Here is a 23,194-nt window from a genome sequence, read left to right as displayed (position 1 = left end):
CCGTCCGCGGCGGGGTTCGACTGGAGCGCCCCTGGCGCCTCCGACGCCTTCGCGGACCGGATGGTCGCCGCCGCCGAGCGGGCGGTGCCGGGGTTGCGGGAGCGCGTGCTGTGGCGCGAGGTGCGCACGCCGGTGCACACCGAGCGGGAGACGGGGGCCGAGGGCGGGGCCGTACCCCCGCCGTCGCTGGCCGCGGCCGAGAGAACCCTTCGTCCGTCCAACAGCACCGCGATACCGGGCCTGTTCGGGGTCGGCGGCTGGTCGCATCCCGGGGGTGGGCTGCCGCACGCCGGCATGTCGGGCGCGCTGGTCGCCGGGCTGATCGTGGAGGGGCCTGACTTCCGGGGCTCGCAGTGAGCCCGTGGCTCGGCGCGCGATGAGCCGAAGGGGGTGGTGAGCCGGTCGGCGTCGGCGTCGCGGGAGCGGGTCCGCAGAAGCGGTAGTGCTCCTCAGAGGCGATAGCGCTCGTCAGAAGCGGTAGTGCTCGTCGTATCCGTTGCCGTTGCCCTGCTGTTGCCCGTTGTTCTGGTACGGGTAGGGATGTTCCTGCGGGAGTTCGCCGCCGTGGGACTCGTCGGTGCGCTGCTGCGGGACCCAGACACCGCCGGCCGGGGTCTCGCTGTAGCCGCCGGTGCCGTACTGGTCCTGACCGTACGCCTGTTGGCCGTACGGCCGGCCGCCGTAGCCGGGGTCGTAGGAGGCATCGGAGGCGTCGCCGTAGCTCTGGGCGCCGACGTACGGGTCGGAGTAGTTGGCGTACTGCTGCTGGCCGTTGGCGTCGTAGCCGTACTGCTGCTGGCCGTAGCCGGAGTAGTCGTAGGCGTGGCCCTGGTCGGTGCCCTGGGCGCTCGTCGCGTAGGTCGGATCCTGGTGCTGGGCGGCGCTCGCGTAGGGGAAGCCGCCGTATATGCCGTAGGTGCCGGTGTCGTCGGGCAGGGGCTGCGGCTCGTAGACGGCGGTGGTCTCGGCGGCGGCGGGCCTGGCCGCGCGCGAGGCCGGCGCGAACACGTCGTCGCGGTCGTAGTCCTCGTCACGGCCGTACGGGGCGCCGTCACGGCCGTAACCGCCGTCCTGCCGGTAGCCGTCGTCGTCCCGGCCGTGGCCGGGCCCGGCCGCCTCCAGGTCGGAGTCCAGTGCGGGCTCCTGGTGGTCCAGTCCTTCGCCCCGGCGTTTGCCGCCGCCCTCACCCCGGCGGCTGACCGCCCAGCCGTCGGCGAAGCCGCGGCGGAACGACAGGGTCACATAGGTCTGTCCGAGCGCGAAGGCCACCGCGCCCAGTCCGATGACGACGACGGAAGGGATCAGCACGCCGAGCACGACGCCGAGGAAGCCGAGGAACGCGAGCAGCCGCCAGCGCAGCCGCGCCTTGTACTGCAGCAGCACCTCGCCGAGCAACCACAGCGCGACGATGCCGAACGCGATGTAGAGGACCGCCCAGCCCATGTACGCCCCTCTCCCAGTGACCGCTACGCAGTGTGTCGTAAACCGGTGTGGCCGGTCTAGGCCCGCGGGGGATGGTGCAGGCCCAGGTTCTCGTAGATCTCCAGCGGCGCCGTGGAGTTGTTGAGCGTGATGAAGTGCAGTCCGGGCACTCCCTCGGCCAGCAGTCGCGCGCAGAACTCCGTGGCGAACTCGATGCCAATGGAGCGTACCGCCGCCGGATCGTCCTTCGCTGTGCGGATCCGCTCTTTCAGAGCCTCCGGGAACCGGGCGTTGCTGAGCGCGGGCAGCCGCTCCAGCATCCGCACGCTCGTGACCGGCAGGACCTCGGGAATGACCGGGGTCTCGCAGCCGGCTGCCGCGACCCGGTCGCGCAGCCGCAGATACGACTCCGGCTCGAAGAACATCTGTGTGATGGCGTAGTCGGCGCCCGCACGGCACTTGTCGACGAAGTGCGCGACATCCGAGTCCCAGTCACTGGAGCGCGGATGCATCTCCGGGAAGGCGGCGACACCCACGCAGAAGTCGCCCGACTCCTTGATGAGCGCGACGAGTTCGGCCGCGTAGGTCAGACCCTGGGGGTGCGGCACCCATGCGCCCATCGGGTCTCCGGGCGGGTCACCGCGGACGGCGAGCATGTTGCGGATCCCGGCGTCCGCGTACTGGCCGATGATGTTGCGGAGTTCGGCGACGGAATGGTTGACGGCGGTGAGGTGGGCGACCGGCGTCAGCGTGGTGTCGACGACGATCTGCTGGGTCTCCTTGACCGTGGTCGCGCGGGTGGAGCCGCCGGCGCCGTAGGTCACGGACACGAAGTCGGGAGCCACCGCCTCGACCCTGCGCAGCGCGTTCCACAGGCTCCGCTCACCCTTGGGCGTCTTCGGCGCGTAGAACTCGAACGAGTAGGTCGTCTTGCCGGTGCGCAGGATGTCACGCACGGTGCGTGCGCGGTCGGTCCTGGTGGATGCGGTTCCGAGGGCCATACCCGCAGGTTAGCCAGGGGCGGCCGGTCCCCCAACCGAGCGTCGGAAATTTGCCCGTTTTGTTCAGTTATTGTCCAATTCTTGTCCATCCCTTGGACAAGGCAGCCAAGGCCGCTAGGCCCGCCGTAGCCGTTCGGCGAACTCGGCCGCCGCCGCTCCCGGGTCGTCGGCCTCGGTGATCGCGCGGACGACGACCACCCGGCGGGCACCGGCGTCGAGCACCTCGTCGAGGTTGCCCAGGTCGATGCCGCCGATGGCGAACCAGGGCCGGTCGGTGTCCAGCGCGGCCGTGTACCGGACCAGGTCCAGACCGGGCGCGGACCGGCCAGGCTTGGTGGGGGTGGGCCAGCACGGGCCGGTACAGAAGTAGTCCACGCCGTCCTGGACGGCCGCGGCGGCGGCCTCCGCCGGGGCGTGCGTGGAGCGGCCCATGAGCACGTCGGCGCCGAGGATGGCGCGGGCCGCGGGCACCGGGAGGTCGCCCTGTCCGAGGTGGAGCACGTCGGAGCGGGCCGCGTGGGCGACGTCCGCGCGGTCGTTGACCGCGAGGAGCGTGCCGTGCCGGGCGCAGGCGTCGGCGAACACCTCCAGGTGCGCCAGTTCCTCGGCCGCCTCCATGCCCTTGTCGCGCAACTGCACGATGTCGACGCCTGCGGCCAGGACCGCGTCGAGGAACTCGGCGAGGTCGCCCTGGCGCCTGCGGGCGTCCGTGCACAGGTAGAGCCGTGCGTCGGCGAGCCGAGCCCGGGCCGCGCGGGCGGCGGTGTCGGTATCGGTGTCGGTATCGGTATCGGTATCGGTATCGGACATACGGTGCGTCCCCCCGGGTGTCGGTGCGGCGTCGGCGGTGCGGGTGCGGGTGTTTGCAGTGCGGTGTCAGCAGTACGGAGCTTGTAGTGCGGCCGTTGGTGGTGCTGGGGTTTGGCGGCGGCTGTCGGTGGTGCGGGTGCGTTGTGTGGGGCCACGGGAAGCGTAGTAGGGCCGGTGTCAGTGACGTACGGACGGCGGACGGGCGCCGGGCCGACGGCTCCCGGAACGCGCCGCCCGTGCCTGCGGATCACGGAGAGCGGGGTCCGGGCCTCGCGGGCCGCGTGCGCGGCACCCACCCCGCGTCCATGGGCCAAGGACACCCACGTCCGTCCGATCTGCTGGCCGCGCATGCAGGATGCTCGCCGCCGATTCGCAGGCCGAACGGAGCCACGCCCGGGCCTCGCGGGCCGTGCGCAGGACGCCTCCGGATCCGCGAGTCGGAGGGAACCCTGCCGCCGCCTCACGGGCCGCGTGCGGGGTCCTTCGGAGTCCCGGAGGCGTGGCAGTCGGGCCGGGTGTCGGGCCGTGGTTCGCCCCGGCCGTGGCCCGTCCGGGACCACGGCCGTGCGCCGTGGGTCGTTCGGATCAGACGGCGAGCGCCTGGGCGCGGCGCTTCACCTCCGTGCCCCGGTTCTCGCCGAGGGCCTGCGCCGGGGTGCCGGGCAGGGTCGGGTCGGGGGTGAAAAGCCACTCCAGCATCTCTTCGACCGTGAAGCCGTCGTCCCGCAGCAGCGTCAGGGTCCCGGACAGGCCCTTGACGACCTTGTCCTCGTCGATGAAGGCGGCGGGCACGTGCAGCGCGCGGTTCTCGCCACGGCGTACGGCGATGAGCTGGCCCTCCTTGACCAGCTGCCGCACACGTGTCACCTCGACGCCGAACTGCTCGGCGATGTCGGGGAGGGTGAGCCAGGCGGGGACGAGAGCATCGATCTTTGCGTCAATCTCGGTCACGGAAACAGCGTGCCATCTCGGACTGACAGTCGGAAGTCGGGCCCGTCCGACCTGGGGTTTCCGCGCGTCACGCGGTGGCCTCCTTGAGGGGCCGCGCGGGGTCCGCGAGCAGCTCCGGGTCCATCGGCGTGCCCGCCTCGATCAGTCGCCGTCCCTGCGCCAGATCACGCGGTCGGCCCACGGCCAGTAGGGCGACCAGCCGGCCCGCGCGCAGCCAGCAGACGGTCCACGCGGGCCCCAGGCGGTCGCCGCGCCACAGCAGCGTGTCGGCCGCCGGGTGGTGGCCGACGTACTGCACGAAGCGGCCGAACTGCTCGGACCAGAAGTACGGCACCGGGTCGTAGACGGCCGGGGTGTCGCCGATGATGTTCGCGGCGACCGTACGCGGCCCCTGGAGCGCGTTGTCCCAGTGGTGCACGAGCAGCCGCTCGCCGTACCGGGCGGAGGGGAAGGAGGCGCAGTCGCCGACCGCGTACACGTCCGGCGCGGAGGCGCGCAGATACGCGTCGGCCACGACCTCCTGGTCGGCGCCCAGTTCGATGCCGGAGCCGGTCAGCCAGCCGGTGGCGGGGCGCGCGCCGATGCCGACCACGACGGCGTCCGCGGGCAGCCGCGAGCCGTCGGCGAGCAGCACCGCGCCGGGCTCGACGCTCGCCACGCGCGCGTGGGTGCGCAGTTCGGTGCCGTTGTCCGCGTACCAGGCGGTCATGGGCGCCGCGACCTCGGCCGGGAGCGCGCCCGCGAGCGGGCGGTCGGCGGCCTCGACGACCGTGACCGCGCACCCCGCCTCGCGGGCCGCCGTGGCGAACTCGGCGCCGATCCAGCCCGCGCCGACGACCACGATGTCGTGCTGCCGGGCGAGCACCGGCCGCAGCCGTTGGGCGTCGTCCAGGGTGCGCAGCAGATGCACACCGGGGACGCCCTCCGCGCCGGGCAGCCGGATCGGCTCGGCACCGGTGGCGAGGACCAGGACGTCGTACGGCACGGGTCCGGCCTCGGTGTCCAGCTCGTGGTCCGCGGGGCGTACGCCGAGTGCCGCGCGGCCCAGTTCGAGGTCGATACCGAGCGCCTCGAAGTCGACCTCGAAGGCGGAGCCCTCGGCCTTGCCGAGCAGCACGGCCTTGGACAGCGGCGGTCGGTCGTACGGCTGGTGGGGTTCCGCGCCGACCACGGTGATCGTGCCCGTGAACCCCTGTTCTCGCAGGGCGACCGCGGTCTGCACCCCGGCCATGCCCGCGCCGACGACGACCACGCGCCGCCCCTGTGACGTGCTCCGGTGCTGCGTCTGCTGGCTCACGTGATCACCATAGTCACGTGACAATTCGGCCGTCAGGGGGCGTGCGGAGTGACCTGTTGCACAACGGGATCGCCTGCCGGGGCCGGGGACTCCGGGACCTGCTCGACCACGCTCGTCCCGGTGCCCGGCTGCGACTCCCACTGCCAGGTCTCCGTCAGCCGCACCCGGCCGTCGGGCAGTTCGCCGACCGTCGACTCGCAGTGCCCGGAGGAGGTGCTGCCGTCGTGCTTGAGCTGTACGTAACGGAAGTCCAGCCGGTCGCCCCGCCGGGTGCCGACGAGATACCCGCGCACGATGTCGCCGCCGGCGTACTCGGCCCAGATCGCGCCGTCCTTCTCGTGGTACGTGAACCGGGTGCCGGTACCCACCTGACCTGGGGCCTGGTCGGCGACAGGGGCGAGGACGAGGCCGTCGAGCGAGCGGGCCATGACGGGCGGCTCCCTTACTGAGGCGGGCGGCGGCGGGCTAGGGTGGCCACCGTACAAGCACTCGCGGGAGCCCGGACGCACCGGGCTGAGAGGGAGGCTGGCGGCCTCCGACCGTACGAACCTGATCCGGGTCATGCCGGCGAAGGGAGGGGCTGGACGCCCATGTCGTCACGTACGTCGGACGTTCTCGTCATCGGGGGCGGAATCATCGGCCTGGTCACGGCCTGGCGGGCAGCCCAGCACGGGTTCGCCACGACCGTCGTCGACCCCGGGCCGGGCGGCGGGGCCGCGCAGGTCGCGGCCGGGATGCTGGCCGCGGTCACCGAACTGCACCACGGCGAGCAGACGCTGCTCGGCCTGAACCTGGCCTCGGCCCGCCGCTACCCGGACTTCGCGGCCGAGCTGACCGAGCTGACCGGCCTCGATCTCGGCTACCGCCGGTGCGGCACGCTCGCCGTCGCGCTGGACGCCGACGACCGGGCGCACCTGCGCGATCTGCACGCGTTGCAGCAGCGCTCCGGGCTGGAGTCCGAGTGGCTGTCCGGCCGGGAGTGCCGCCGTCTGGAGCCGCTGCTCGCGCCGGGCGTGCGGGGCGGGCTGCGGGTGGACGGCGACCACCAGATCGACCCGCGGCGGCTCGCGGCCGCGCTGCTCGTGGCGTGCGAGCGGGCCGGTGTGGTCCTGCACCGGGCGTGGGCAGAGCGCTGCACGGTGCTGCGGGACCGGGCCGTCGGGGTGATCACCACGGACGGCACGGAACTGGGCGCGGGCCGGGTGGTGCTCGCGGCGGGCAGCCTGAGCGGACGGCTGGCGGGCCTGCCGCAGGACGTGCTGCCGCAGGTGCGGCCGGTGAAGGGGCAGGTGCTGCGGCTGACCGTGCCGAAGCACTACGCGCCGTTCCTGAGCCGCACCGTGCGGGCCGTGGTGCGCGGCAGCCAGGTCTACCTGGTGCCGCGGGAGAACGGCGAGCTGGTGGTCGGGGCGACCAGCGAGGAGCTGGGCTGGGACACGACGGTGACCGCGGGCGGCGTGTACGAACTGCTGCGGGACGCACACGAGCTGGTGCCGGGGATCACCGAGCTGCCGCTGGCCGAAACCCGGGCCGGGCTGCGGCCCGGCTCCCCGGACAATGCGCCGCTGCTCGGCCCGACCGCCCTCGACGGGCTGCTCGTGGCCACCGGGCACCACCGCAACGGCGTGCTGCTCACCCCAGTCACCGGGGACGTCATGGCGCACGTCCTGGCCACCGGGGACCTCCCCGATCAGGCCCGTCCGTTCACGCCCGCGCGGTTCGGCGCCGCCGCCCGCACGGAGCAGCCCGCATGATCATCTCTGTCAACGGGGAGCGCCGGGAGATCGCGCCCGGCACGGCTCTCGACACCGTCGTGCGGATTCTCACCTCGGCGTCCGGCGGGGTGGCCGCGGCGCTCAACGAAACCGTCGTCCCGCGCGCGCAGTGGCCGTCCACCGTCCTCCGCGAGGGCGACCGCGTCGAAGTCCTCACCGCCGTCCAAGGAGGCTGAGCCATGGCCGACGATCCCCTCGTCCTCGGCGGTACGTCCGTCACTTCCCGGTTGATCATGGGTACGGGCGGTGCGCCCAGCCTCGACGTGCTGGAGCGGGCGCTGGTCGCCTCCGGCACGGAGCTGACGACCGTGGCGATGCGCCGGGTCGACCCCGATGTGCACGGATCCGTGCTCTCGGTGCTGGAGCGGCTCGGCATCCGGGTGCTGCCGAACACCGCGGGCTGCTTCACCGCGGGCGAGGCGGTGCTGACCGCCCGGCTGGCCCGCGAGGCGCTCGGGACGGATCTGATCAAGCTGGAGGTGATCGCCGACGAGCGGACCCTGCTGCCGGATCCGATCGAGTTGCTGGACGCGGCGGAGACCCTGGTCGACGACGGGTTCACGGTGCTGCCGTACACGAACGACGACCCCGTACTGGCGCGGAAGCTGGAGGACGTGGGGTGCGCGGCGGTGATGCCGCTCGGCTCGCCGATCGGTTCGGGGCTCGGGATCCGCAATCCGCACAACTTCCAGCTGATCGTGGAGCACGCGCGCGTACCGGTGATCCTGGACGCGGGCGCCGGTACGGCGTCGGATGTGGCGCTGGCGATGGAGTTGGGGTGCGCGGGGGTGATGCTGGCGTCGGCCGTCACCCGGGCGCAGCAGCCGGAGCGGATGGCCGCGGCGATGCGGTATGCCGTGGAGGCGGGGCGGCTGGCCCGGCTGGCGGGGCGGATTCCTCGGCGGTACTTCGCCGAGGCGTCGTCTCCTGCGGAGGGCTTGGCCGTGCTTGATCCGGAGCGGCCTGCGTTCTGAGGGGGTTGTTGTGCGGGGTGGGGTGTTCTCCCGCCCGCGCGCCGCCCGTTTGCGGTTGGTCGAGTGGTGGGCCTCTGCCGTGGGGGAGCTGCGCCGTTGGCGGGTGCGGGTGGGTGGGCAGTGCGGGGTGTTCTCCTGGACGCGTGGCGTCTGTTTGCGGTTGGTCGAGTGGTGGGCCTCTCCCGTGGGGGCCTGCGCCGTTGGCGAGTGCGGGTGGGTGGGCAGTGCGGGGTGTTCTCCTGGACGCGTGGCGTCTGTTGTGGGATGCGTCACAGGTCGGCTGCAGTCCCGCTGCGATCCCGGGGGAACCAGGGGGGCTGTCGGTCGCGGATCGTAAACTCACCAGCGTGGATACGACCCTTCAGGACCCTCTCGTCGGGCAGGTGCTCGACGGCCGCTATCGCGTCGACGCCCGGATCGCCGTCGGCGGGATGGCCACGGTCTACCGGGCCCTGGACACCCGACTGGACCGCGTCCTCGCGCTCAAGGTGATGCATCCGGCGCTGGCGGCCGACGGGTCGTTCGTGGAGCGGTTCATCCGGGAGGCGAAGTCGGTGGCCCGGCTCGCCCACCCCAACGTCGTCCAGGTGTTCGACCAGGGTACGGACGGGTCGTACGTCTACCTCGCCATGGAGTACATCGCCGGATGCACCCTGCGCGACGTGCTGCGAGAGCGGGGCGCGCTCCAGCCGCGGGCCGCGCTGGACATCCTGGAGCCGGTGCTGGCCGCGCTCGGCGCCGCGCACCGCGCCGGGTTCGTGCACCGGGACATGAAGCCCGAGAACGTGCTGATAGGGGACGACGGCCGGGTCAAGGTCGCGGACTTCGGACTGGTCCGGTCGGTGGACACGGTGACCAGTACGACGGGGGCCGTGCTGGGGACCGTCGCCTACCTCGCGCCGGAGCAGATCGAGAACGGGACCGCGGATCCGCGCGTCGACGTGTACGCGTGCGGCGTGGTCCTCTACGAGATACTGACCGGTCAGAAGCCGCACGACGGGGACTCCCCTGCGGTGGTGCTCTACAAGCACCTCCACGAGGACGTGCCGCCGCCCTCGGCCACCGCGCCCGGGCTGGCGCGCGAGCTGGACGAGCTGGTCGCCTCGGCCACCGCCCGCACCCCCGCGGTCCGGCCGCACGACGCGGTGGCGCTGCTGGCCCAGGTGCGGGAGTCCCGTGCGGGGCTCACCGACGAGCAGCTGGACGCGGTGCCGCCGCAGGCGCTCTCCGCGGAGCACGACATCGCCGAGGACCGAACGAGCGTGATTCCGCGCTCGCTGACGGTGCCCCGGCTGCTGCCCGTGAACCCCGTGAATGAGGACGACGATCCCGCCGCGGGCGACAACCGGACGGCCCGGTTCGAGTCCCCGGCCGTGCCGCCCCGGTGGCGGTCCGTCCGGCCCGGGCGCGGACTGGTCACGCTCGTCGTCGCCGTGCTGGTGGTCTTCGGTGTCGGGGCCGGGGTCTGGTACATCAACTCGGGGCAGTTCACGAAGGTGCCGCCGCTGCTGGCGAAGACCGAGGCGCAGGCGCGGGAGCGGCTCAAGGAGACCGGGCTCGACGTCAAGCGGGTCGAGCACGCCTACAGCGACACGGTGCAGCGCGGCACGGTCATCAGCACCGACCCCGAGGCCGGCGCCCGCATCCGCAACAACGACTCGGTGACGCTGACCGTCTCCGACGGCCCGGAGACCGTGAAGGTGCCCGATCTGGCGGGCCGCGGGCTGGCCGAGGCGAAGGCGCTGCTCAGGAAGGGCGGACTGGAGCCCGGTATGGTCACGCGCGCATTCAGCGACAGCGTGCCCAAGGACGCGGTGATCGGTACCGACCCGGCGGCCGGCACCGAGCGGCACGCGGGGTCGGCGATCGCGCTCACCGTCAGCAAGGGCAGCCCGATCGACGTGCCGGACGTCACCGGTGAGGACCTGGACAGCGCGCGGGCGGAACTGGCGGACGCCGGGCTCAAGGTGGAGGTCTCCACAGAGCAGGTGAACTCCGAGTTCGACAAGGGCGAGGTCGCCCGGCAGACCCCGGAAGGCGACAGTCGGGCGGCCGAGGGCGACACGGTGCGGCTGACGCTGTCCAAGGGCCCGGAGATGGTCGAGGTGCCGAACGTGGTCGGGGCCGGCGTCGACGACGCGAAGAAGCTGCTGGAGGACTCCGGCTTCAAGGTCTCGGAGGACCGCGGGCTGCTGGGCCTGTTCGGCGACACGGTGAGGAAGCAGTCGGTCGACCCGGGCGAGACGGCCCCGAAGGGCTCAACCATAACGATCACCATCCGCTGACCGACCCCCCGGTTCGCGCCCTTGCCGTCCGGCGACCGAGCCCGGGTCCGAGTCCGAACCCGAGTCCGGACCCGAACCCGAGTCCGGGTCCGGGTCCGGGTCCGGGTCCGGGTCCGGGTCCGGGTCCGGCCGTCGTCACCGTCCGACGACGGAGCCCGACCCCGGTGTCGGGCGGGCGTGGTGGTCGCAGGGGTGATGGTTGCGGGGTGGGGTTGTTTTCTGTGGGGGCGGGTCGGCGTGACAGGCTGAACGGGTGATGAGTCAGCAGTCCGGTTCCGCCCTGCCGCCCGGTCCGTCGCGCAATCCCGTGGGCGGTCATGTCCCCGTGGCCGGCGGGCTGCACTCCGTGGGTCTGTCGTACGCCCGTGAGCTGAAGGCGGAGACCGTGCAGGTCTTCGTCGCCAATCCGCGTGGCTGGGCCACCCCGGCCGGGAACCCCCGGCAGGACGAGGAGTTCCGCGCGGCCTGTGCGGAGGGCTCGATCCCGGCGTATGTGCACGCCCCGTACCTGATCAACTTCGGATCGCACACCGAGGCGACCGTGGAGAAGTCGGTGGAGTCGCTGCGGCACTCGCTGCGCCGGGGGCGGGCGATCGGCGCGCTGGGCGTGGTCGTACACACGGGCAGCGCGACCGGCGGGCGGTCGCGGGAGGTGGCGCTGAAACAGGTGCGCGCGCACCTGCTGCCGCTGCTGGACGAGCTGACCCATGACGACGACCCGTTCCTGCTGCTGGAGTCGACCGCCGGGCAGGGTGCCTCGCTGTGCTCGCGCACCTGGGACTTCGGGCCGTACTTCGAGGCGCTGGACTCCCACCCGAAGCTGGGTGTGTGTCTGGACACCTGCCACCTCTTCGCCGCCGGGCACGACCTGACCGGCCCGAGCGGTATGCACCAGACCCTGGACCTGCTGGTGGACACGGTGGGCGAGGGCCGGCTGAAACTGATCCACGCCAATGACTCCAAGGACGTGGTGGGCGCCCACAAGGACCGGCACGCGAACATCGGCGCGGGGCATATCGGTGAGGATCCGTTCCGGGCGCTGATGACACACCCGGCGACGGCCGGCGTACCGCTGGTGATCGAGACGCCGGGCGGCAAGGAGGGGCATACGGCGGACGTGGCGCGACTGAAGCGGCTGCGGTCTCCCTTGCGCGAATCGTAAGGCCCTGCCCGGCTCAGCTGTCCCGTCCCCCTCCGCGGGAATACCCCCAGGGAACACACGGGAATACCGGCCTTCGTGATCACGACACCGGTCGGCAAGTGGACGATCGGGCGGGGCAAGGGGCACGCGGTGGCGCACCGGTACCGCCGCTGAGGCGCCGGTCAGATTTCCGGGCCGTCCCCGGGCCCCTCCTGGTAGGAGTAGCGCTGCTCCTGCCAGGGGTCGCCGATGTTGTGATAGCCGCGCTCCTCCCAGAAGCCGCGGCGGTCGGCGGTCATGTACTCCACGCCACGGACCCACTTGGGCCCCTTCCAGGCGTACAGGTGGGGTACCACGAGCCGGACCGGGAAGCCGTGTTCGGCGGTGAGCAGTTCGCCGTCCTTGTGTGTCGCGAAGATGGCGCGCTCGGAGGCGAAGTCGAACAGGCGGAGGTTCGAGCTGAAGCCGTACTCCGCCCAGACCATCACATGGGTGACGTTCGGCGCGGGTGGGGCGATCTCCAGGATCGCGCTCGCCGGGACGCCACCCCACTCGGCCCCGAGCATGCTGAACTTGGTCACGCAGTGCAGATCGGCCACGACGGTGGCGTACGGGAGGGCCGTGAACTCCTCGTGGTTCCAGCAGTGCTTGGCACCGTCGACGGTGGCGCCGAAGACCCTGAACTCCCAGCGTTCGGGCCGGAACTTCGGCACCGGCCCGTAGTGCGTGACCGGCCAGCCGCGCTGTAGCCGCTGTCCCGGCGGGAGCTCGGACCGTACGCCCTCTCCCGACGCTCCCGACCCGCGCTCCACCGGATGACCCATGTCTCCATCCTGACAGACCGGGAGCGGTGCGCCTGACCGGCGATCCCTGACGGGACAAGGCAATCCCTGACGGGACAAACAGCACCATGCATGCACTTGATGGCTAAGTGCGCACTTACTGGACGATCTTCGACACCGGTGCAATCATGCCGCCGCAACCTCCCCCCATCCGGAAGGAGCCTCTGCGATGCAGGGCGACCCCGAGGTCATCGAGTTCCTCAATGAGCAGCTCACCGGCGAGCTGACCGCGATCAACCAGTACTTCCTGCACGCGAAGATGCAGGAGAACTCCGGCTGGTACAAGCTCGCCAAGTACACGCGGCGCGAGTCGTTCGACGAGATGAAGCACGCCGAGGTGCTGACCGACCGGATCCTGTTCCTGGAGGGGCTGCCGAACTATCAGCGGCTGTTCCATGTGCGGGTGGGACAGACCGTCAAGGAGATGTTCGAGGCGGACCGGCAGATCGAGGTGGAGGCGATCGACCGGCTCCGGCGCGGGATCAAGATGATGCGCGAAAAGGGTGACATCACGTCCGCGAACATCTTCGAGTCGATCCTGGCGGACGAGGAGCACCACATCGACTACCTGGACACCCAGCTGGAGCTGGTGGACAAGCTCGGCGAGGCGCTCTACATCTCGCAGATCATCGAACAGCCGGAGAGCTAGCCGGACCCGAAGGGCCCGAAGGACCCGGGGTGACCCGAAGGACCCGGGGTGACCCGAGGGACCGGACGGCCCCGCGGCATCAGGCGGCCTCGTCGAACTCCTCGACCGCTTCGACGCGGGCGGGTACGGACCCGCCCCGCTCGCTCGGCTCAGGCTGCCGCGGAAACGCGCCACGCCCCAGCAGCGCCTGGATCCGGCGCACGCACGATCCGCAGTCGGTGCCCGCCTTGCAGGCGGAGGCCAGCCGACGGGGGGTGCAGGCGCCGTCCTCCGCGTGCTGTTTCACCTGCTGCTCGGTGATGCCGAAGCAACTACAGACGTACACGCGGTCCACCTCCCACCGGGATCGGTCACTTGCGCCATCCCGCTGATCGGTGAGGCAAACCTAACCTTACCCGCCGCGCAGAGTTCACAAAAGCGGGAAGGGGCGCGGATCGCATGTGATCCGCGCCCCACCCCACACCCCGGTACGTCCCGGTGACGTACGCGTCATATCCGGGTGACGTACGCGTCCATCACTGGTCCCGGTACATCTCGGCGACGAGGAAGGCCAGGTCGAGGGACTGGCTGCGGTTCAGCCGGGGGTCACAGGCCGTCTCGTAGCGCTGGTGCAGATCGTCGACGAAGATCTCGTCCCCGCCGCCCACGCACTCGGTGACGTCGTCACCGGTCAGCTCCACGTGAATGCCGCCCGGATGCGTCCCCAGCGACTTGTGGACCTCGAAGAAGCCCTTCACCTCGTCCAGCACGTCGTCGAAACGACGCGTCTTGTGCCCCGAGGCCGCCTCGAACGTGTTGCCGTGCATCGGGTCGGTCACCCACGCCACCGCCGCGCCCGACGAGGTGACCTTCTCCACCAGCTCCGGCAGCCGGTCACGGATCTTGTCCGCGCCCATCCGCACGATGAACGTCAGCCGGCCCGGCTCACGCTCCGGGTCGAGCCGGTCGATGTAGCGCAGCGCCTCCTCCGCCGTCGTGTTCGGGCCCAGCTTGATCCCCAGCGGGTTGCTGATCCGCGAGGCGAACTCGATATGCGCGTGATCCAGCTGCCGGGTCCGCTCACCGATCCACACCATGTGCGCCGACACGTCGTACAACCGCCCGGTGCGGGAATCCACCCGGGTCAGCGCCGACTCGTAGTCCAGCAGCAGCGCCTCGTGCGAGGAGAAGAACTCGACCGTCTTGAACTCCTCCGGATCCGCACCGCAGGCATGCATGAAGTTCAGCGCGTTGTCGATCTCCCGGGCCAGCTGCTCATAGCGCTGCCCCGACGGGGACGACTTCACGAAGTCCTGGTTCCAGGCATGCACCTGCCGCAGATCCGCGTACCCGCCGGTGGTGAACGCGCGCACCAGGTTCAGCGTCGACGCGGAGGCGTGGTACATCCGCTTCAGCCGCTCCGGGTCCGGGATCCGGCTGGCCTCGGTGAAGTCGAAACCGTTGACCGAATCACCCCGGTACACCGGCAGCGTGACCCCGTCACGCGTCTCGACCGGCTTGGAACGCGGCTTGGAGTACTGGCCCGCGATCCGGCCCACCTTCACCACCGGCACCGACGCCGCGTAGGTCAGCACGGCGCCCATCTGCAGCAGCGTCTTCAGCTTGCTGCGGATGTGATCGGCGGAGACCGCGTCGAATGCCTCCGCGCAGTCGCCGCCCTGGAGCAGGAACGCCTCACCCCGGGCGACGGCCGCCATCTGGGCGCGCAGCTGGTCACACTCGCCCGCGAAGACGAGCGGCGGATACGACTCAAGCTCCGCGATCACTGCGCGCAGAGCCTCGACGTCGGGGTACTCGGGCTGCTGCGCCGCGGGCAGGTCTTGCCACGTGTTGCCAGCGCTCGCGCTGGTCTTAGCGTTCACGGTCACCCCGTAAACACTACGGGGTCGTGTCGCCGTGTTTTCCTCCGGCTCAGCTGATGAGACGGCGAGACAGTTCGACCAGTGGGACGGACCGACCGGCGGGGCGGACCGATCCGGGGGGCGGACCGATCCGGGGGCGGACCGTCGGTGGGACGGACCGACCCGGGGGGCGGACCGACTGCCCTGTGGATGAGGGGGCGGTGCGGTAGGGTTCCCGGCATGTTCGCGCATTCGACCCGCAGCACCTGGTGGTGGACCGCTCCTTCGGCGGCCCGCTGACTGCGCGTACACACGACTTCGCGAAGGCCGCCCGAGGGGCGGCCTTCGGCGTTCACGGGGCCGTCCCTCTCCATTGATCTCCATTGATCTCCATCGACCCGCCCGGCACGACCGGCCGGCCGAGACGACCATCGAGACCACCGAGAAGGACGACGGACCCATGGACCTGCTGGATCTGCTGCACGACCCCCGCCCCTTCGCGCTGCTGCACCGCCGCACGCCCGGCCGCGACGAGCACACCGTGGAACTGCTCGTCGGCCCGGTGCGCACCTGCGACCGGCTCGCCGAGCTGCCCGACGAGGGCCTGGCCCTGGTGCCCTTCCGGCAGATCCGGGAGCGCGGCTTCGACGTCCGCGACGACGGGACGCCCCTGGTCGTACTCACCCCCGAGGAGACCCACGAGTTCCCGCTCGCCGAGGTGCTGGAGCACCTGCCCGCGCACGCGGTACGCGTCACCGGCGGGGGCTTCGATGTCGCGGACGAGGAGTACGCCGGGATCGTCGACCGGGTGCTGCGCGAGGAGATCGGGGCGGGCGAGGGCGCCAACTTCGTCATCCGGCGGACGTACGAGGGTGAGATCCAGGGCTTCACTCGCGCCGACGCCCTCGCCCTGTTCCGGCGGCTCCTGGAGGGCGAGCGGGGCGCGTACTGGACCTTCGTCGTGCACCTGGGCGACCAGGAACCCGGAGGGCCTTCCTCGGCAGGGCGGGGGCGGGAGACGGGTGGGCGGACGCTGGTCGGGGCCAGCCCCGAGGTGCATGTGCGGATGTCCGGCGGCACGGTCGTGATGAACCCGATCAGCGGGACCTACCGTTACCCGGAGGGGGGACCGACCCCGGAGCACCTGCTCGGTTTCCTCGCCGACGGCAAGGAGATCGAGGAGCTGTCGATGGTCGTCGACGAGGAACTGAAGATGATGTGCACCGTCGGCGACCGGGGCGGGGTGGTCGTCGGCCCCCGGCTGAAGGAGATGGCACACCTCGCGCACACCGAGTACGAGCTGCGCGGGAAGTCGTCGCTGGACGTGCGGGAGGTGCTGCGGGAGACCATGTTCGCCGCCACCGTCACCGGGTCGCCGGTGCAGAACGCCTGCCGGGTGATCGAACGGCACGAGGTCGGCGGCCGCGGGTACTACGGCGCCGCGCTGGCCCTGCTCGGCCGGGACTCCGGGGGCGCGCAGACCCTGGACTCCCCCATCCTCATCCGCACCGCCGACATCGACGCGGCCGGCCGGCTGCGCGTCCCGGTCGGCGCGACGCTGGTGCGGGGTTCGGACCCGGCGGGCGAGGTGGCGGAGACACACGCCAAGGCGGCGGGTGTGCTGGCGGCCCTCGGCGTCCGGCCGGGCCGGCCCCGCGTGGAGGCGGCGCGGCCCCGGCTGGCCGACGACCCACGGGTGCGGGCGGCGCTGGACGGACGGCGGGCCTCGCTCGCGCCGTTCTGGCTGCGGATGCAGGAGCACCCGGCGACTCTGAGCGGCCATGCCCTGGTCGTGGACGGTGAGGACACCTTCACGGCGATGCTGGCGCATGTGCTGCGCTCCGGCGGTTTCGAGGTGACCGTGCGGCGCTACGACGAGCCGGGCCTGCGGGAGGCGGTGCTCGGCCACGAGGGACCGGTGGTGCTGGGGCCCGGCCCCGGCGCCCCGTCGGACCTGGCCGACCCCAGGATGCGGCTGCTGCGCGGGCTGACCGCCGAGGTGATCCGGACGCACCGGCACGGCGTGCTCGGAGTGTGCCTCGGGCACGAGCTGATCGCGGCCGAGCTGGGGCTTGAGATCGTCCGCAAGGAGGTACCGCACCAGGGGGCGCAGACCGCGGTCGAGCTGTTCGGGCGCCGGGAGACCGTCGGCTTCTACAACAGCTTCGTGGCCCGCTGCGACGAGGACGCCTACGGGGAGCTGGCCGCGCACGGTGTCGAGGTGAGCCGGGCCGCGAACGGCGAGGTGCACGCCGTACGGGGGCCGGGGTTCGCGGGCGTGCAGTTCCACCCGGAGTCGGTGCTGACGCTGAACGGCGCGGCGATCGTGCGGGAGTTGATGGCTCAGCTGCGGAACTGTGCCTTCGAGGGTGGGGGTTCGGGGGCCTCTCGTGGTACTTCGAGCGCTGAAGTGTAGCGGCTGAGCGCGCACTTGGAGCGCCGCCGCGAGCGGGCTGCGGCGGCGTTCACGAGCGCTCCGTGTTTCTGTGCGTTCCGTGCTTCTGTGCCTTCTGCGGTTCCGGGGGTTCTGGGGTTCCGCGGTACCGGAGTTGACGTAACGTCAGCCGAAGAAGACGCCGACCTCCTCGTACAGCTTCGGGTCGACCGTCTTCAGCTTGGCCGTGGCCTCGGAGATCGGGACGCGGACGATGTCGGTGCCGCGCAGGGCGACCATCTTGCCGAAGTCGCCCTCGCGGACGGCGGCGATGGCGTGCAGGCCGAAGCGGGTGGCGAGCCAGCGGTCGAAGGCGCTCGGGGTGCCGCCGCGCTGCACATGCCCGAGGACCGTGGTGCGGGCCTCCTTGCCGGTCCGCTTCTCGATCTCCTTGGCGAGCCATTCGCCGACGCCGGAGAGCCGCACATGTCCGAAGGAGTCCAGCGACTCGTCCTTGAGCACCATCTGGCCGTCCTTGGGCATGGCACCCTCGGCGACGACCACGATCGGGGCGTACGACGCCTTGAAGCGGGAGGTCACCCAGCCGCACACCTGGTCGATGTCGAAGCGCTGCTCGGGGATGAGGATGACATTGGCGCCGCCGGCGAGGCCGGAGTGCAGGGCGATCCAGCCGGCATGACGGCCCATCACCTCGACGACCAGGACGCGCATATGCGATTCGGCGGTGGTGTGCAGCCGGTCGATCGCCTCGGTGGCGATGCCGACGGCGGTGTCGAAGCCGAAGGTGTAGTCGGTGGCGGAGAGGTCGTTGTCGATGGTCTTCGGGACGCCGACGCACGGCAGGCCGTACTCGTCGGACAGCCGCGCGGCCACGCCCAGGGTGTCCTCGCCGCCGATCGCGATCAGGGCCTCGACCTCCTGCTTGGCGAGGTTGTCCTTGATGCGGCGGATGCCGCCCTCGACCTTGAGCGGATTGGTCCGCGAGGAGCCGAGGACGGTGCCGCCGCGGGGCAGGATGCCGCGCACCGCGGGGATGTCGAGGCGGACGGTGTCTCCTTCGAGGGGACCCCGCCAGCCGTCCCGGAAGCCGACGAAGTCATAGCCGTACTCCTGCACGCCCTTGCGGACGACGCCCCGGATGACGGCGTTGAGCCCGGGGCAGTCGCCGCCTCCGGTCAGTACTCCGACCCGCATGGAAATGTCCCTTCACCGCGGTTGCCTGGTGAGGGAAAACGCTAATAGTGATCCAGGTCACTCCGGGATGGGCGGGATGGTCAATTCCACTGAATTGCGGCCCAGTTGATCATTCCGGACCCGAACGGATCCACTCGAAAGAGTGGACATCGGGATACGGTGCTCACTTCTCGTCGAGTCCGCGCTCTATCGCGTACCGCACCAGCTCGACCCGGTTGTGCAGTTGGAGCTTGCCGAGGGTGTTCTGCACATGGTTCTGGACCGTGCGGTGGGAGATGACGAGACGTTCGGCGATCTGCTTGTAGCTCAGGCCCTTGGCGACCAGGCGCAGCACCTCCGTCTCACGGTCGGTCAGCCGTGGCGCCTTCGGCTCGTCGGCGTCCGGCGCCGGCCCCGGCTCGGCGGCCAGCCGACGGTACTCACCGAGGACCAGTCCGGCGAGGCCGGGCGTGAACACCGGGTCGCCGACCGCCGTCCGGCGCACCGCGTCCAGCAGTTCCTCCGTGGACGCCGACTTGAGCAGATAGCCGGTCGCGCCGGACTTCACGGCCTCCAGGACGTCCGCGTGCTCACCGCTCGCCGACAGCACCAGGACGCGCAGCCGCGGGTCGGCGCCGACCAGTTCCCGGCAGACCTGGACCCCTGGTTTCGCCGGCAGGTTGAGGTCCAGGACCAGCACGTCGGGGCCGGTGGCCAGGGCGCGGCGCACCGCCTGCTCGCCGTCCCCGGCGGTGGCGACCACCTCGAAGCCGGCCTCGGACAGGTCCCGGGCGACCGCGTCGCGCCACATGGGGTGGTCGTCGACCACCATGACCGTGATCGGGTCCTGCTGCTCGCTCATTGCTTCTCCGCCTTCCCCCACGCCCGCGCGGCGTCCTTCGGAACCTTCAGTTCGACCTCCGTGCCCTGCCCGGGCACCGAGATCAGTGCGGCGCTGCCGCCCAGGTCGCGCAGCCGCCCCCGGATCGACAGGGCCACCCCGAGCCGCCCCTCGCCCTCGGCCTGCGCGAGCCGCCCCTCGGGGATGCCGGGCCCGTCGTCCCGTACGGTCACGACGATCTCGTCGGGCTCGTCCTCGATCAGGATCCAGGCCCGGGCGTCCTCCCCCGCGTGCCTGCGGACGTTGTCCAGGGCGGCACCGACGGCCGCGGCCAGCTCCCGTGCGGCGGCCGGCGGCAGCGGCACCGGGGCGCCGGGCTCGGCCAGGCTGACCCGGGCACCGGCGTACGGGGCGAGCAGTGCGCGCAGGTCGACGGGGCCGTCTGCGGCGTCGTCCGGCTCGTCCACGGCCCGTACGACCGCCCCCTCGGCCGTGTCCTCCGACGCCCGCGAGACCGGCACCAGCCCCCCGGAGACCAGCGTGCGCAGCGCCACCTCCTGCTCGCCGGCCAGCCGGCCCAGCTCGGCCGCCTCCCCGCCGATGACCGCGCCGCGCCGCTGCACCATCGCCAGCACCTGGAGCACGCTGTCGTGGATGTCCCGGGCCAGCCGCTCCCGCTCCCTGGTCGCGGCCTCGATCTCCAGGGCGCGGGCGAGGGTGCGCTCGGAAGCGCGGGCGACCTCGACGACGTAGCCGATGGCGATGGAGGCGACCCACACGAGGATCACGTTGTGCACGGTGTCGCGGGCCGGGCGGCCCCGCTCGGCCAGGTTGGCGACGGCGACGGCCGTGGAGGCGAACGCCGCCCAGCGCCAGCCGCCCTTGATGGCGAAGGCCAGCACGGCACCCGCGGTCCATATCGACGGCAGGGTGGGACCGCCGTCGGCGACCCGCGCGTGGGCGTCGGCGAGGGGCGTGAGGAGAATGCCGCCGAGCGCGATCGTCAGGTCGGCGGCGAGGAACCGCCTGGTGCAGCTTGCCGCGTTGGCCACCTTGGGCAGGGTGGCGAGGGTCCACACGGACAGGACGCCGTAGTAGACGAGGGCGAGCCAGGGCCGGGCGAACCGGTCGTAGGCGGTGGCGAACAGACCGATGGCGTACAGCATCGTCAGGACGCGGTAGGCGGCGAGCGCATGCCACAGCGGCTGCTCGACCGACATCCTCATGACTCGTTCGCGTCTGGGCATCTCCCCCACCCCCCGACCCGGCCCGGCAGTCGCGCCCAGGCCCGCGTCCCGCGCCCTTCCGACGCGTCCTTCTGATCCCGCTGGTCCTTCTGATCCTGATTCTGCTGGTTCTTCTAACCCGGCTGTTCCTTCTGATCCGGCTGGTCCTTCTGGTCGCGCTCGTCCTTCTTGGTCGCCTTCGCGGCCTCCGCGATCTGCCGCTTGGCGGCGGTCGCGTAGATGTCGACGTACTCCTGGCCGGAGAGCTTCATGATCTCGTACATGACCTCGTCGGTCAGCGCGCGCAGGACGAACCGGTCGTGCTCCAGGCCCTGGTAGCGGCTGAAGTCCAGCGGCCTGCCGATGCGGATGCCGGGCCGCATCAGCTTCGGGACGACCTTCCCGGGCGGCTGGATCTTCTCCGTGTCGATCATCGCGACCGGGACGACCGGCGCCCCGGAGGCGAGCGCCACCCGCGCCAGGCCGCCGGGCTTGCCCCGGTACAGGCGGCCGTCGGGCGAGCGCGTGCCTTCCGGGTAGATCCCGAACAGCTCGCCGCGCTCCAGCACCTCCAGGCCGCTCCTGACCGCCGCCTCGCCCGCGCCTCGCCCGCCGGAGCGGTCCACGGGGAGCTGCCCGACGCCCTTGAAGAACGCGGCCGTCAACCGGCCCTTGACCCCGGGGGTGGTGAAGTACTCGGCCTTGGCGATGAACGTGACCTTGCGGTCAAGTACGGCGGGCAGGAAGAACGAGTCCGAGAAGGACAGGTGATTGCTCGCCAGTATGGCGGGGCCCGCGGCCGGAATGTTCTCCACGCCTTCCACCCAGGGTCGGAAGGCGACCTTCAGCGGCCCCCCGATGGCGACCTTCATCGTCCCGTACAACAACCGCGTGCCTCCCGTGTCCGTCGATCAGACCTTAACCCGCAGGACCGTCAATGGAACCGACGACCCTGGTCGGTGTCAGTGCGGTCGCGTACGGTGAAGCAGAAACCACAGTCATTCATGTCCCTCTCATGAACAGGAGACCTCACGTGCCGGTTCTGCCCGGAGCCGAGCCGTACCGCCACGAAGGCGGGGAGGTGGGTGTCCTCCTCTGCCACGGCTTCACCGGCTCGCCCCAGTCGCTGCGCCCCTGGGCGGCGCACCACGCCGCGCACGGTCTGACCGTGTCGCTGCCGTTGCTGCCCGGACACGGCACCCGCTGGCAGGACATGCAGCTCACCACCTGGCAGGACTGGTACGCGGAGGTGGACCGCGAGCTGCGACTGCTGCGCGAGCGCTGCCGGCTGGTGTGCGTGGCGGGCCTGTCGATGGGCGGGGCGCTGGCCCTGCGGCTGGCGGCCCGGCACGGGGACGCGGTGGCGGGCGTCGTGGCCGTCAACCCGGTGAACAGGATGCACGGCCCGGCCGCGTACGCCCTTCCGGTGCTCCGGCATCTGGTGCCGTCGGTGAAGGGAATCACCGACGACATCGCGAAACCGGGTGCCACGGAAGGGGGATACGACCGGGTGCCGCTGCACGCGGCGCACTCCCTGCGGAATTTCCTGCGCCTGGTCGACGGTGAGCTGCCGCAGGTCACCCAGCCGCTGCTGCTCCTGCGCAGCGCGCGGGACCATGTGGTCTCGTCGGCCGACCCGGTCCGGGTGCTGAGCCGGGTGTCCTCGACGGACGTGACGGAGGTCGTGCTGGAACAGAGCTACCACGTCGCGACGTTGGACCACGACGCGGACCGGATCTTCGAGGAGAGCCTCGCCTTCATCGGCCGGCTCGCACCCAGTGTCGGCAAGGAAGGGACGGCCGCAGTTGGCTGAGCACGACTCCGACCGCGAGGACCGCGAGCCGGACGATCAGGGCGTGCCCTTCGACGAGGCGGCCGCCTGGGCGGCGATCGTCGCCGGGTACGGCGAGGAGCCGCCGGACCCGCCGGGTGCCAAGCCGTTCAAGTCGGTCGAGGACCTGGCGCTGCTAGCGGACACGAACGACGGCGAGGACACCGACGACGGCAAGGGCGCCGACGACAGCAAGGGCGCCCGCGCCAAGGACGGCGGTGGCAAGGACGGCGGCGAGGGCACCGGTGCGAAGGGGCCGGTCAAACCCCTGGGCGGCTCCGTCTCCTTCGCGCCCGGCGTCGGCCCCCGCGACCACGCACCGCCCGAGCCGTCCGACGACGACTTCGACGAGGACGACGAGGGCCACTTCGTGCCGCCCGAGCCGCCGCCACTGCCCGCCGCCGACACGACCGCCAGGTTCGCCTGGCTCGGCGTGGTGGGCGGCCCGATCCTGCTCCTGCTGGCGGTGCTGCTCGGCTGGGACATGACGTGGTGGCTGACGACGCTCGGCATCGGCGGCTTCCTGGGCGGCTTCGTCACACTGGTGACACGGATGCGTACGGACGACGACGAGGACGACGACCCGGGCCGCGGCGCCGTGGTCTGACCCACCGGGGCCCGCCGCACCCCCACGGCGGCCCCAAGCCCCAGCCGACCCTCAACCGACAAGGAAACCGCACAACACCCACGACCCAACACACCCGACGCACCGCCCACCCAACAACAAACCCCAACAACAA

At 71.6% G+C, this 23,194-nt stretch carries 22 protein-coding genes, 2 pseudogenes and 1 riboswitch; of the genes and pseudogenes, 11 read left to right on the top strand and 13 right to left on the bottom strand.

Annotation, left to right across the window (positions count from 1 at the left end; translation table 11 throughout):
* Positions 1 to 357 (top strand): annotated as a pseudogene (locus tag ACWEKM_RS23225) (NAD(P)/FAD-dependent oxidoreductase); the annotation flags it as partial.
* A 111-nt stretch (positions 358 to 468) separates the two neighbouring features.
* On the opposite strand, the gene ACWEKM_RS23220 reads toward ACWEKM_RS23225, so the two are convergent.
* From ACWEKM_RS23220 to ACWEKM_RS23195, 6 genes are all read right to left on the bottom strand, one after another.
* Positions 469 to 1,443 carry an SCO2102 family sporulation regulator gene (locus ACWEKM_RS23220; protein WP_451623106.1) on the bottom strand — a complete coding sequence of 325 codons (975 nt, stop codon included), beginning with the start codon at positions 1,441 to 1,443 and terminating at the stop codon, positions 469 to 471.
* Positions 1,444 to 1,499: 56 nt separating this feature from the next.
* The gene (gene metF, locus ACWEKM_RS23215) at positions 1,500 to 2,423 is read right to left on the bottom strand and encodes a methylenetetrahydrofolate reductase [NAD(P)H] (protein ID WP_451623105.1); all 924 of its coding nucleotides are present in this window, start codon (positions 2,421 to 2,423) and stop codon (positions 1,500 to 1,502) included.
* Between the two features lie 114 nt (positions 2,424 to 2,537).
* Positions 2,538 to 3,233 (bottom strand): thiamine phosphate synthase, encoded by a 696-nt coding sequence (gene thiE, locus ACWEKM_RS23210; RefSeq protein WP_451623104.1) that lies wholly within the window; start codon positions 3,231 to 3,233, stop codon positions 2,538 to 2,540.
* 585 nt (positions 3,234 to 3,818) lie between these two features.
* A complete protein-coding gene (locus ACWEKM_RS23205; protein WP_451623103.1) occupies positions 3,819 to 4,184 on the bottom strand; it encodes an Rv2175c family DNA-binding protein in 366 nt (121 codons plus the stop codon).
* A gap of 67 nt (positions 4,185 to 4,251) precedes the next feature.
* On the bottom strand, positions 4,252 to 5,481 hold the full coding sequence (locus ACWEKM_RS23200; RefSeq protein ID WP_451623102.1) for an NAD(P)/FAD-dependent oxidoreductase: 1,230 nt from the start codon (positions 5,479 to 5,481) through the stop codon (positions 4,252 to 4,254).
* Positions 5,482 to 5,513: 32 nt separating this feature from the next.
* Positions 5,514 to 5,909 carry a hypothetical protein gene (locus tag ACWEKM_RS23195; protein WP_451623101.1) on the bottom strand — a complete coding sequence of 132 codons (396 nt, stop codon included), beginning with the start codon at positions 5,907 to 5,909 and terminating at the stop codon, positions 5,514 to 5,516.
* A 53-nt stretch (positions 5,910 to 5,962) separates the two neighbouring features.
* Positions 5,963 to 6,074: riboswitch (TPP riboswitch) on the top strand.
* Between ACWEKM_RS23195 and thiO the strand changes: the two genes are divergently transcribed.
* The 6 genes and pseudogenes from thiO to ACWEKM_RS23165 all read left to right on the top strand — a co-directional run.
* Entirely contained in the window at positions 6,072 to 7,235 is a 1,164-nt protein-coding gene (gene thiO / locus ACWEKM_RS23190; RefSeq protein WP_451623100.1) for a glycine oxidase ThiO, read from the top strand. (Overlaps the previous riboswitch by 3 nt.)
* Positions 7,232 to 7,432, top strand: coding sequence for a sulfur carrier protein ThiS (gene thiS / locus ACWEKM_RS23185; RefSeq protein ID WP_451623099.1), 201 nt, complete (start codon positions 7,232 to 7,234; stop codon positions 7,430 to 7,432). The genes thiO and thiS overlap by 4 nt, the downstream gene beginning before the upstream one ends.
* A 3-nt stretch (positions 7,433 to 7,435) precedes the next feature.
* Positions 7,436 to 8,230, top strand: coding sequence for a thiazole synthase (locus ACWEKM_RS23180; protein ID WP_451623098.1), 795 nt, complete (start codon positions 7,436 to 7,438; stop codon positions 8,228 to 8,230).
* A gap of 347 nt (positions 8,231 to 8,577) precedes the next feature.
* Positions 8,578 to 10,515 carry a Stk1 family PASTA domain-containing Ser/Thr kinase gene (gene pknB / locus ACWEKM_RS23175; RefSeq protein ID WP_451623097.1) on the top strand — a complete coding sequence of 646 codons (1,938 nt, stop codon included), beginning with the start codon at positions 8,578 to 8,580 and terminating at the stop codon, positions 10,513 to 10,515.
* A gap of 256 nt (positions 10,516 to 10,771) precedes the next feature.
* Entirely contained in the window at positions 10,772 to 11,677 is a 906-nt protein-coding gene (locus ACWEKM_RS23170) for a deoxyribonuclease IV (RefSeq protein ID WP_451623096.1), read from the top strand.
* 69 nt (positions 11,678 to 11,746) lie between these two features.
* Positions 11,747 to 11,830: pseudogene (locus tag ACWEKM_RS23165) on the top strand (DUF4396 domain-containing protein); the annotation flags it as partial.
* 8 nt (positions 11,831 to 11,838) lie between these two features.
* Here the strand turns inward: ACWEKM_RS23165 and ACWEKM_RS23160 are convergent.
* Positions 11,839 to 12,480: a sulfite oxidase-like oxidoreductase gene (locus tag ACWEKM_RS23160; protein ID WP_451623095.1), complete on the bottom strand. Its 642-nt coding sequence runs from the start codon at positions 12,478 to 12,480 to the stop codon at positions 11,839 to 11,841.
* A 187-nt stretch (positions 12,481 to 12,667) separates the two neighbouring features.
* On the opposite strand from ACWEKM_RS23160, the gene bfr reads away from it, so the two are divergent.
* Positions 12,668 to 13,147 (top strand): bacterioferritin, encoded by a 480-nt coding sequence (gene bfr, locus ACWEKM_RS23155; protein ID WP_451623094.1) that lies wholly within the window; start codon positions 12,668 to 12,670, stop codon positions 13,145 to 13,147.
* Between the two features lie 79 nt (positions 13,148 to 13,226).
* Here bfr and ACWEKM_RS23150 read toward each other — a convergent pair whose 3' ends face one another.
* Positions 13,227 to 13,481 (bottom strand): (2Fe-2S)-binding protein, encoded by a 255-nt coding sequence (locus ACWEKM_RS23150; RefSeq protein WP_451623093.1) that lies wholly within the window; start codon positions 13,479 to 13,481, stop codon positions 13,227 to 13,229.
* A gap of 181 nt (positions 13,482 to 13,662) precedes the next feature.
* Entirely contained in the window at positions 13,663 to 15,015 is a 1,353-nt protein-coding gene (locus ACWEKM_RS23145; RefSeq protein WP_451623092.1) for a class II 3-deoxy-7-phosphoheptulonate synthase, read from the bottom strand.
* 433 nt (positions 15,016 to 15,448) lie between these two features.
* On the opposite strand from ACWEKM_RS23145, the gene ACWEKM_RS23140 reads away from it, so the two are divergent.
* Positions 15,449 to 17,404 carry an anthranilate synthase family protein gene (locus ACWEKM_RS23140; protein ID WP_451623107.1) on the top strand — a complete coding sequence of 652 codons (1,956 nt, stop codon included), beginning with the start codon at positions 15,449 to 15,451 and terminating at the stop codon, positions 17,402 to 17,404.
* A gap of 144 nt (positions 17,405 to 17,548) precedes the next feature.
* Here ACWEKM_RS23140 and ACWEKM_RS23135 read toward each other — a convergent pair whose 3' ends face one another.
* From ACWEKM_RS23135 to ACWEKM_RS23120, 4 genes are all read right to left on the bottom strand, one after another.
* Entirely contained in the window at positions 17,549 to 18,577 is a 1,029-nt protein-coding gene (locus tag ACWEKM_RS23135; RefSeq protein ID WP_451623091.1) for a 6-phosphofructokinase, read from the bottom strand.
* A 163-nt stretch (positions 18,578 to 18,740) separates the two neighbouring features.
* A complete protein-coding gene (locus tag ACWEKM_RS23130) occupies positions 18,741 to 19,418 on the bottom strand; it encodes a response regulator (protein ID WP_451623090.1) in 678 nt (225 codons plus the stop codon).
* Complete coding sequence (gene macS, locus ACWEKM_RS23125) at positions 19,415 to 20,644, bottom strand: MacS family sensor histidine kinase (RefSeq protein WP_451623089.1); 1,230 nt, start codon at positions 20,642 to 20,644, stop codon at positions 19,415 to 19,417. Before macS ends, ACWEKM_RS23130 begins: the two co-directional genes overlap by 4 nt.
* Before the next feature lie 113 nt (positions 20,645 to 20,757).
* On the bottom strand, positions 20,758 to 21,510 hold the full coding sequence (locus tag ACWEKM_RS23120) for a lysophospholipid acyltransferase family protein (RefSeq protein ID WP_451623088.1): 753 nt from the start codon (positions 21,508 to 21,510) through the stop codon (positions 20,758 to 20,760).
* A 146-nt stretch (positions 21,511 to 21,656) separates the two neighbouring features.
* On the opposite strand from ACWEKM_RS23120, the gene ACWEKM_RS23115 reads away from it, so the two are divergent.
* Together ACWEKM_RS23115 and ACWEKM_RS23110 are read left to right on the top strand one after the other, a co-directional pair.
* A complete protein-coding gene (locus ACWEKM_RS23115; protein WP_451623087.1) occupies positions 21,657 to 22,436 on the top strand; it encodes an alpha/beta hydrolase in 780 nt (259 codons plus the stop codon).
* A complete protein-coding gene (locus ACWEKM_RS23110) occupies positions 22,429 to 23,061 on the top strand; it encodes a hypothetical protein (protein WP_451623086.1) in 633 nt (210 codons plus the stop codon). The genes ACWEKM_RS23115 and ACWEKM_RS23110 overlap by 8 nt, the downstream gene beginning before the upstream one ends.
* Positions 23,062 to 23,194 lie beyond the last annotated feature (133 nt).

This window comes from Streptomyces sp. NPDC004752 (assembly GCF_053601275.1).
This window is presented reverse-complemented; position numbering and strand designations above follow the sequence as displayed.

What these genes read in the sequence shown, in the direction of transcription:
- ACWEKM_RS23220 (WP_451623106.1), bottom strand. Translation starts at nt 1,443, where the DNA reads ATGGGCTGGGCGGTCCTCTACATCGCGTTCGGCATCGTCGCGCTGTGG.
- metF (WP_451623105.1), bottom strand. Translation starts at nt 2,423, where the DNA reads ATGGCCCTCGGAACCGCATCCACCAGGACCGACCGCGCACGCACCGTG.
- thiE (WP_451623104.1), bottom strand. Translation starts at nt 3,233, where the DNA reads ATGTCCGATACCGATACCGATACCGATACCGACACCGATACCGACACC.
- ACWEKM_RS23195 (WP_451623101.1), bottom strand. Translation starts at nt 5,909, where the DNA reads ATGGCCCGCTCGCTCGACGGCCTCGTCCTCGCCCCTGTCGCCGACCAG.
- thiO (WP_451623100.1), top strand. Translation starts at nt 6,072, where the DNA reads ATGTCGTCACGTACGTCGGACGTTCTCGTCATCGGGGGCGGAATCATC.
- thiS (WP_451623099.1), top strand. Translation starts at nt 7,232, where the DNA reads ATGATCATCTCTGTCAACGGGGAGCGCCGGGAGATCGCGCCCGGCACG.
- ACWEKM_RS23180 (WP_451623098.1), top strand. Translation starts at nt 7,436, where the DNA reads ATGGCCGACGATCCCCTCGTCCTCGGCGGTACGTCCGTCACTTCCCGG.
- ACWEKM_RS23170 (WP_451623096.1), top strand. Translation starts at nt 10,772, where the DNA reads ATGAGTCAGCAGTCCGGTTCCGCCCTGCCGCCCGGTCCGTCGCGCAAT.
- ACWEKM_RS23160 (WP_451623095.1), bottom strand. Translation starts at nt 12,480, where the DNA reads ATGGGTCATCCGGTGGAGCGCGGGTCGGGAGCGTCGGGAGAGGGCGTA.
- bfr (WP_451623094.1), top strand. Translation starts at nt 12,668, where the DNA reads ATGCAGGGCGACCCCGAGGTCATCGAGTTCCTCAATGAGCAGCTCACC.
- ACWEKM_RS23140 (WP_451623107.1), top strand. Translation starts at nt 15,449, where the DNA reads ATGGACCTGCTGGATCTGCTGCACGACCCCCGCCCCTTCGCGCTGCTG.
- ACWEKM_RS23135 (WP_451623091.1), bottom strand. Translation starts at nt 18,577, where the DNA reads ATGCGGGTCGGAGTACTGACCGGAGGCGGCGACTGCCCCGGGCTCAAC.
- ACWEKM_RS23130 (WP_451623090.1), bottom strand. Translation starts at nt 19,418, where the DNA reads ATGAGCGAGCAGCAGGACCCGATCACGGTCATGGTGGTCGACGACCAC.
- macS (WP_451623089.1), bottom strand. Translation starts at nt 20,644, where the DNA reads ATGCCCAGACGCGAACGAGTCATGAGGATGTCGGTCGAGCAGCCGCTG.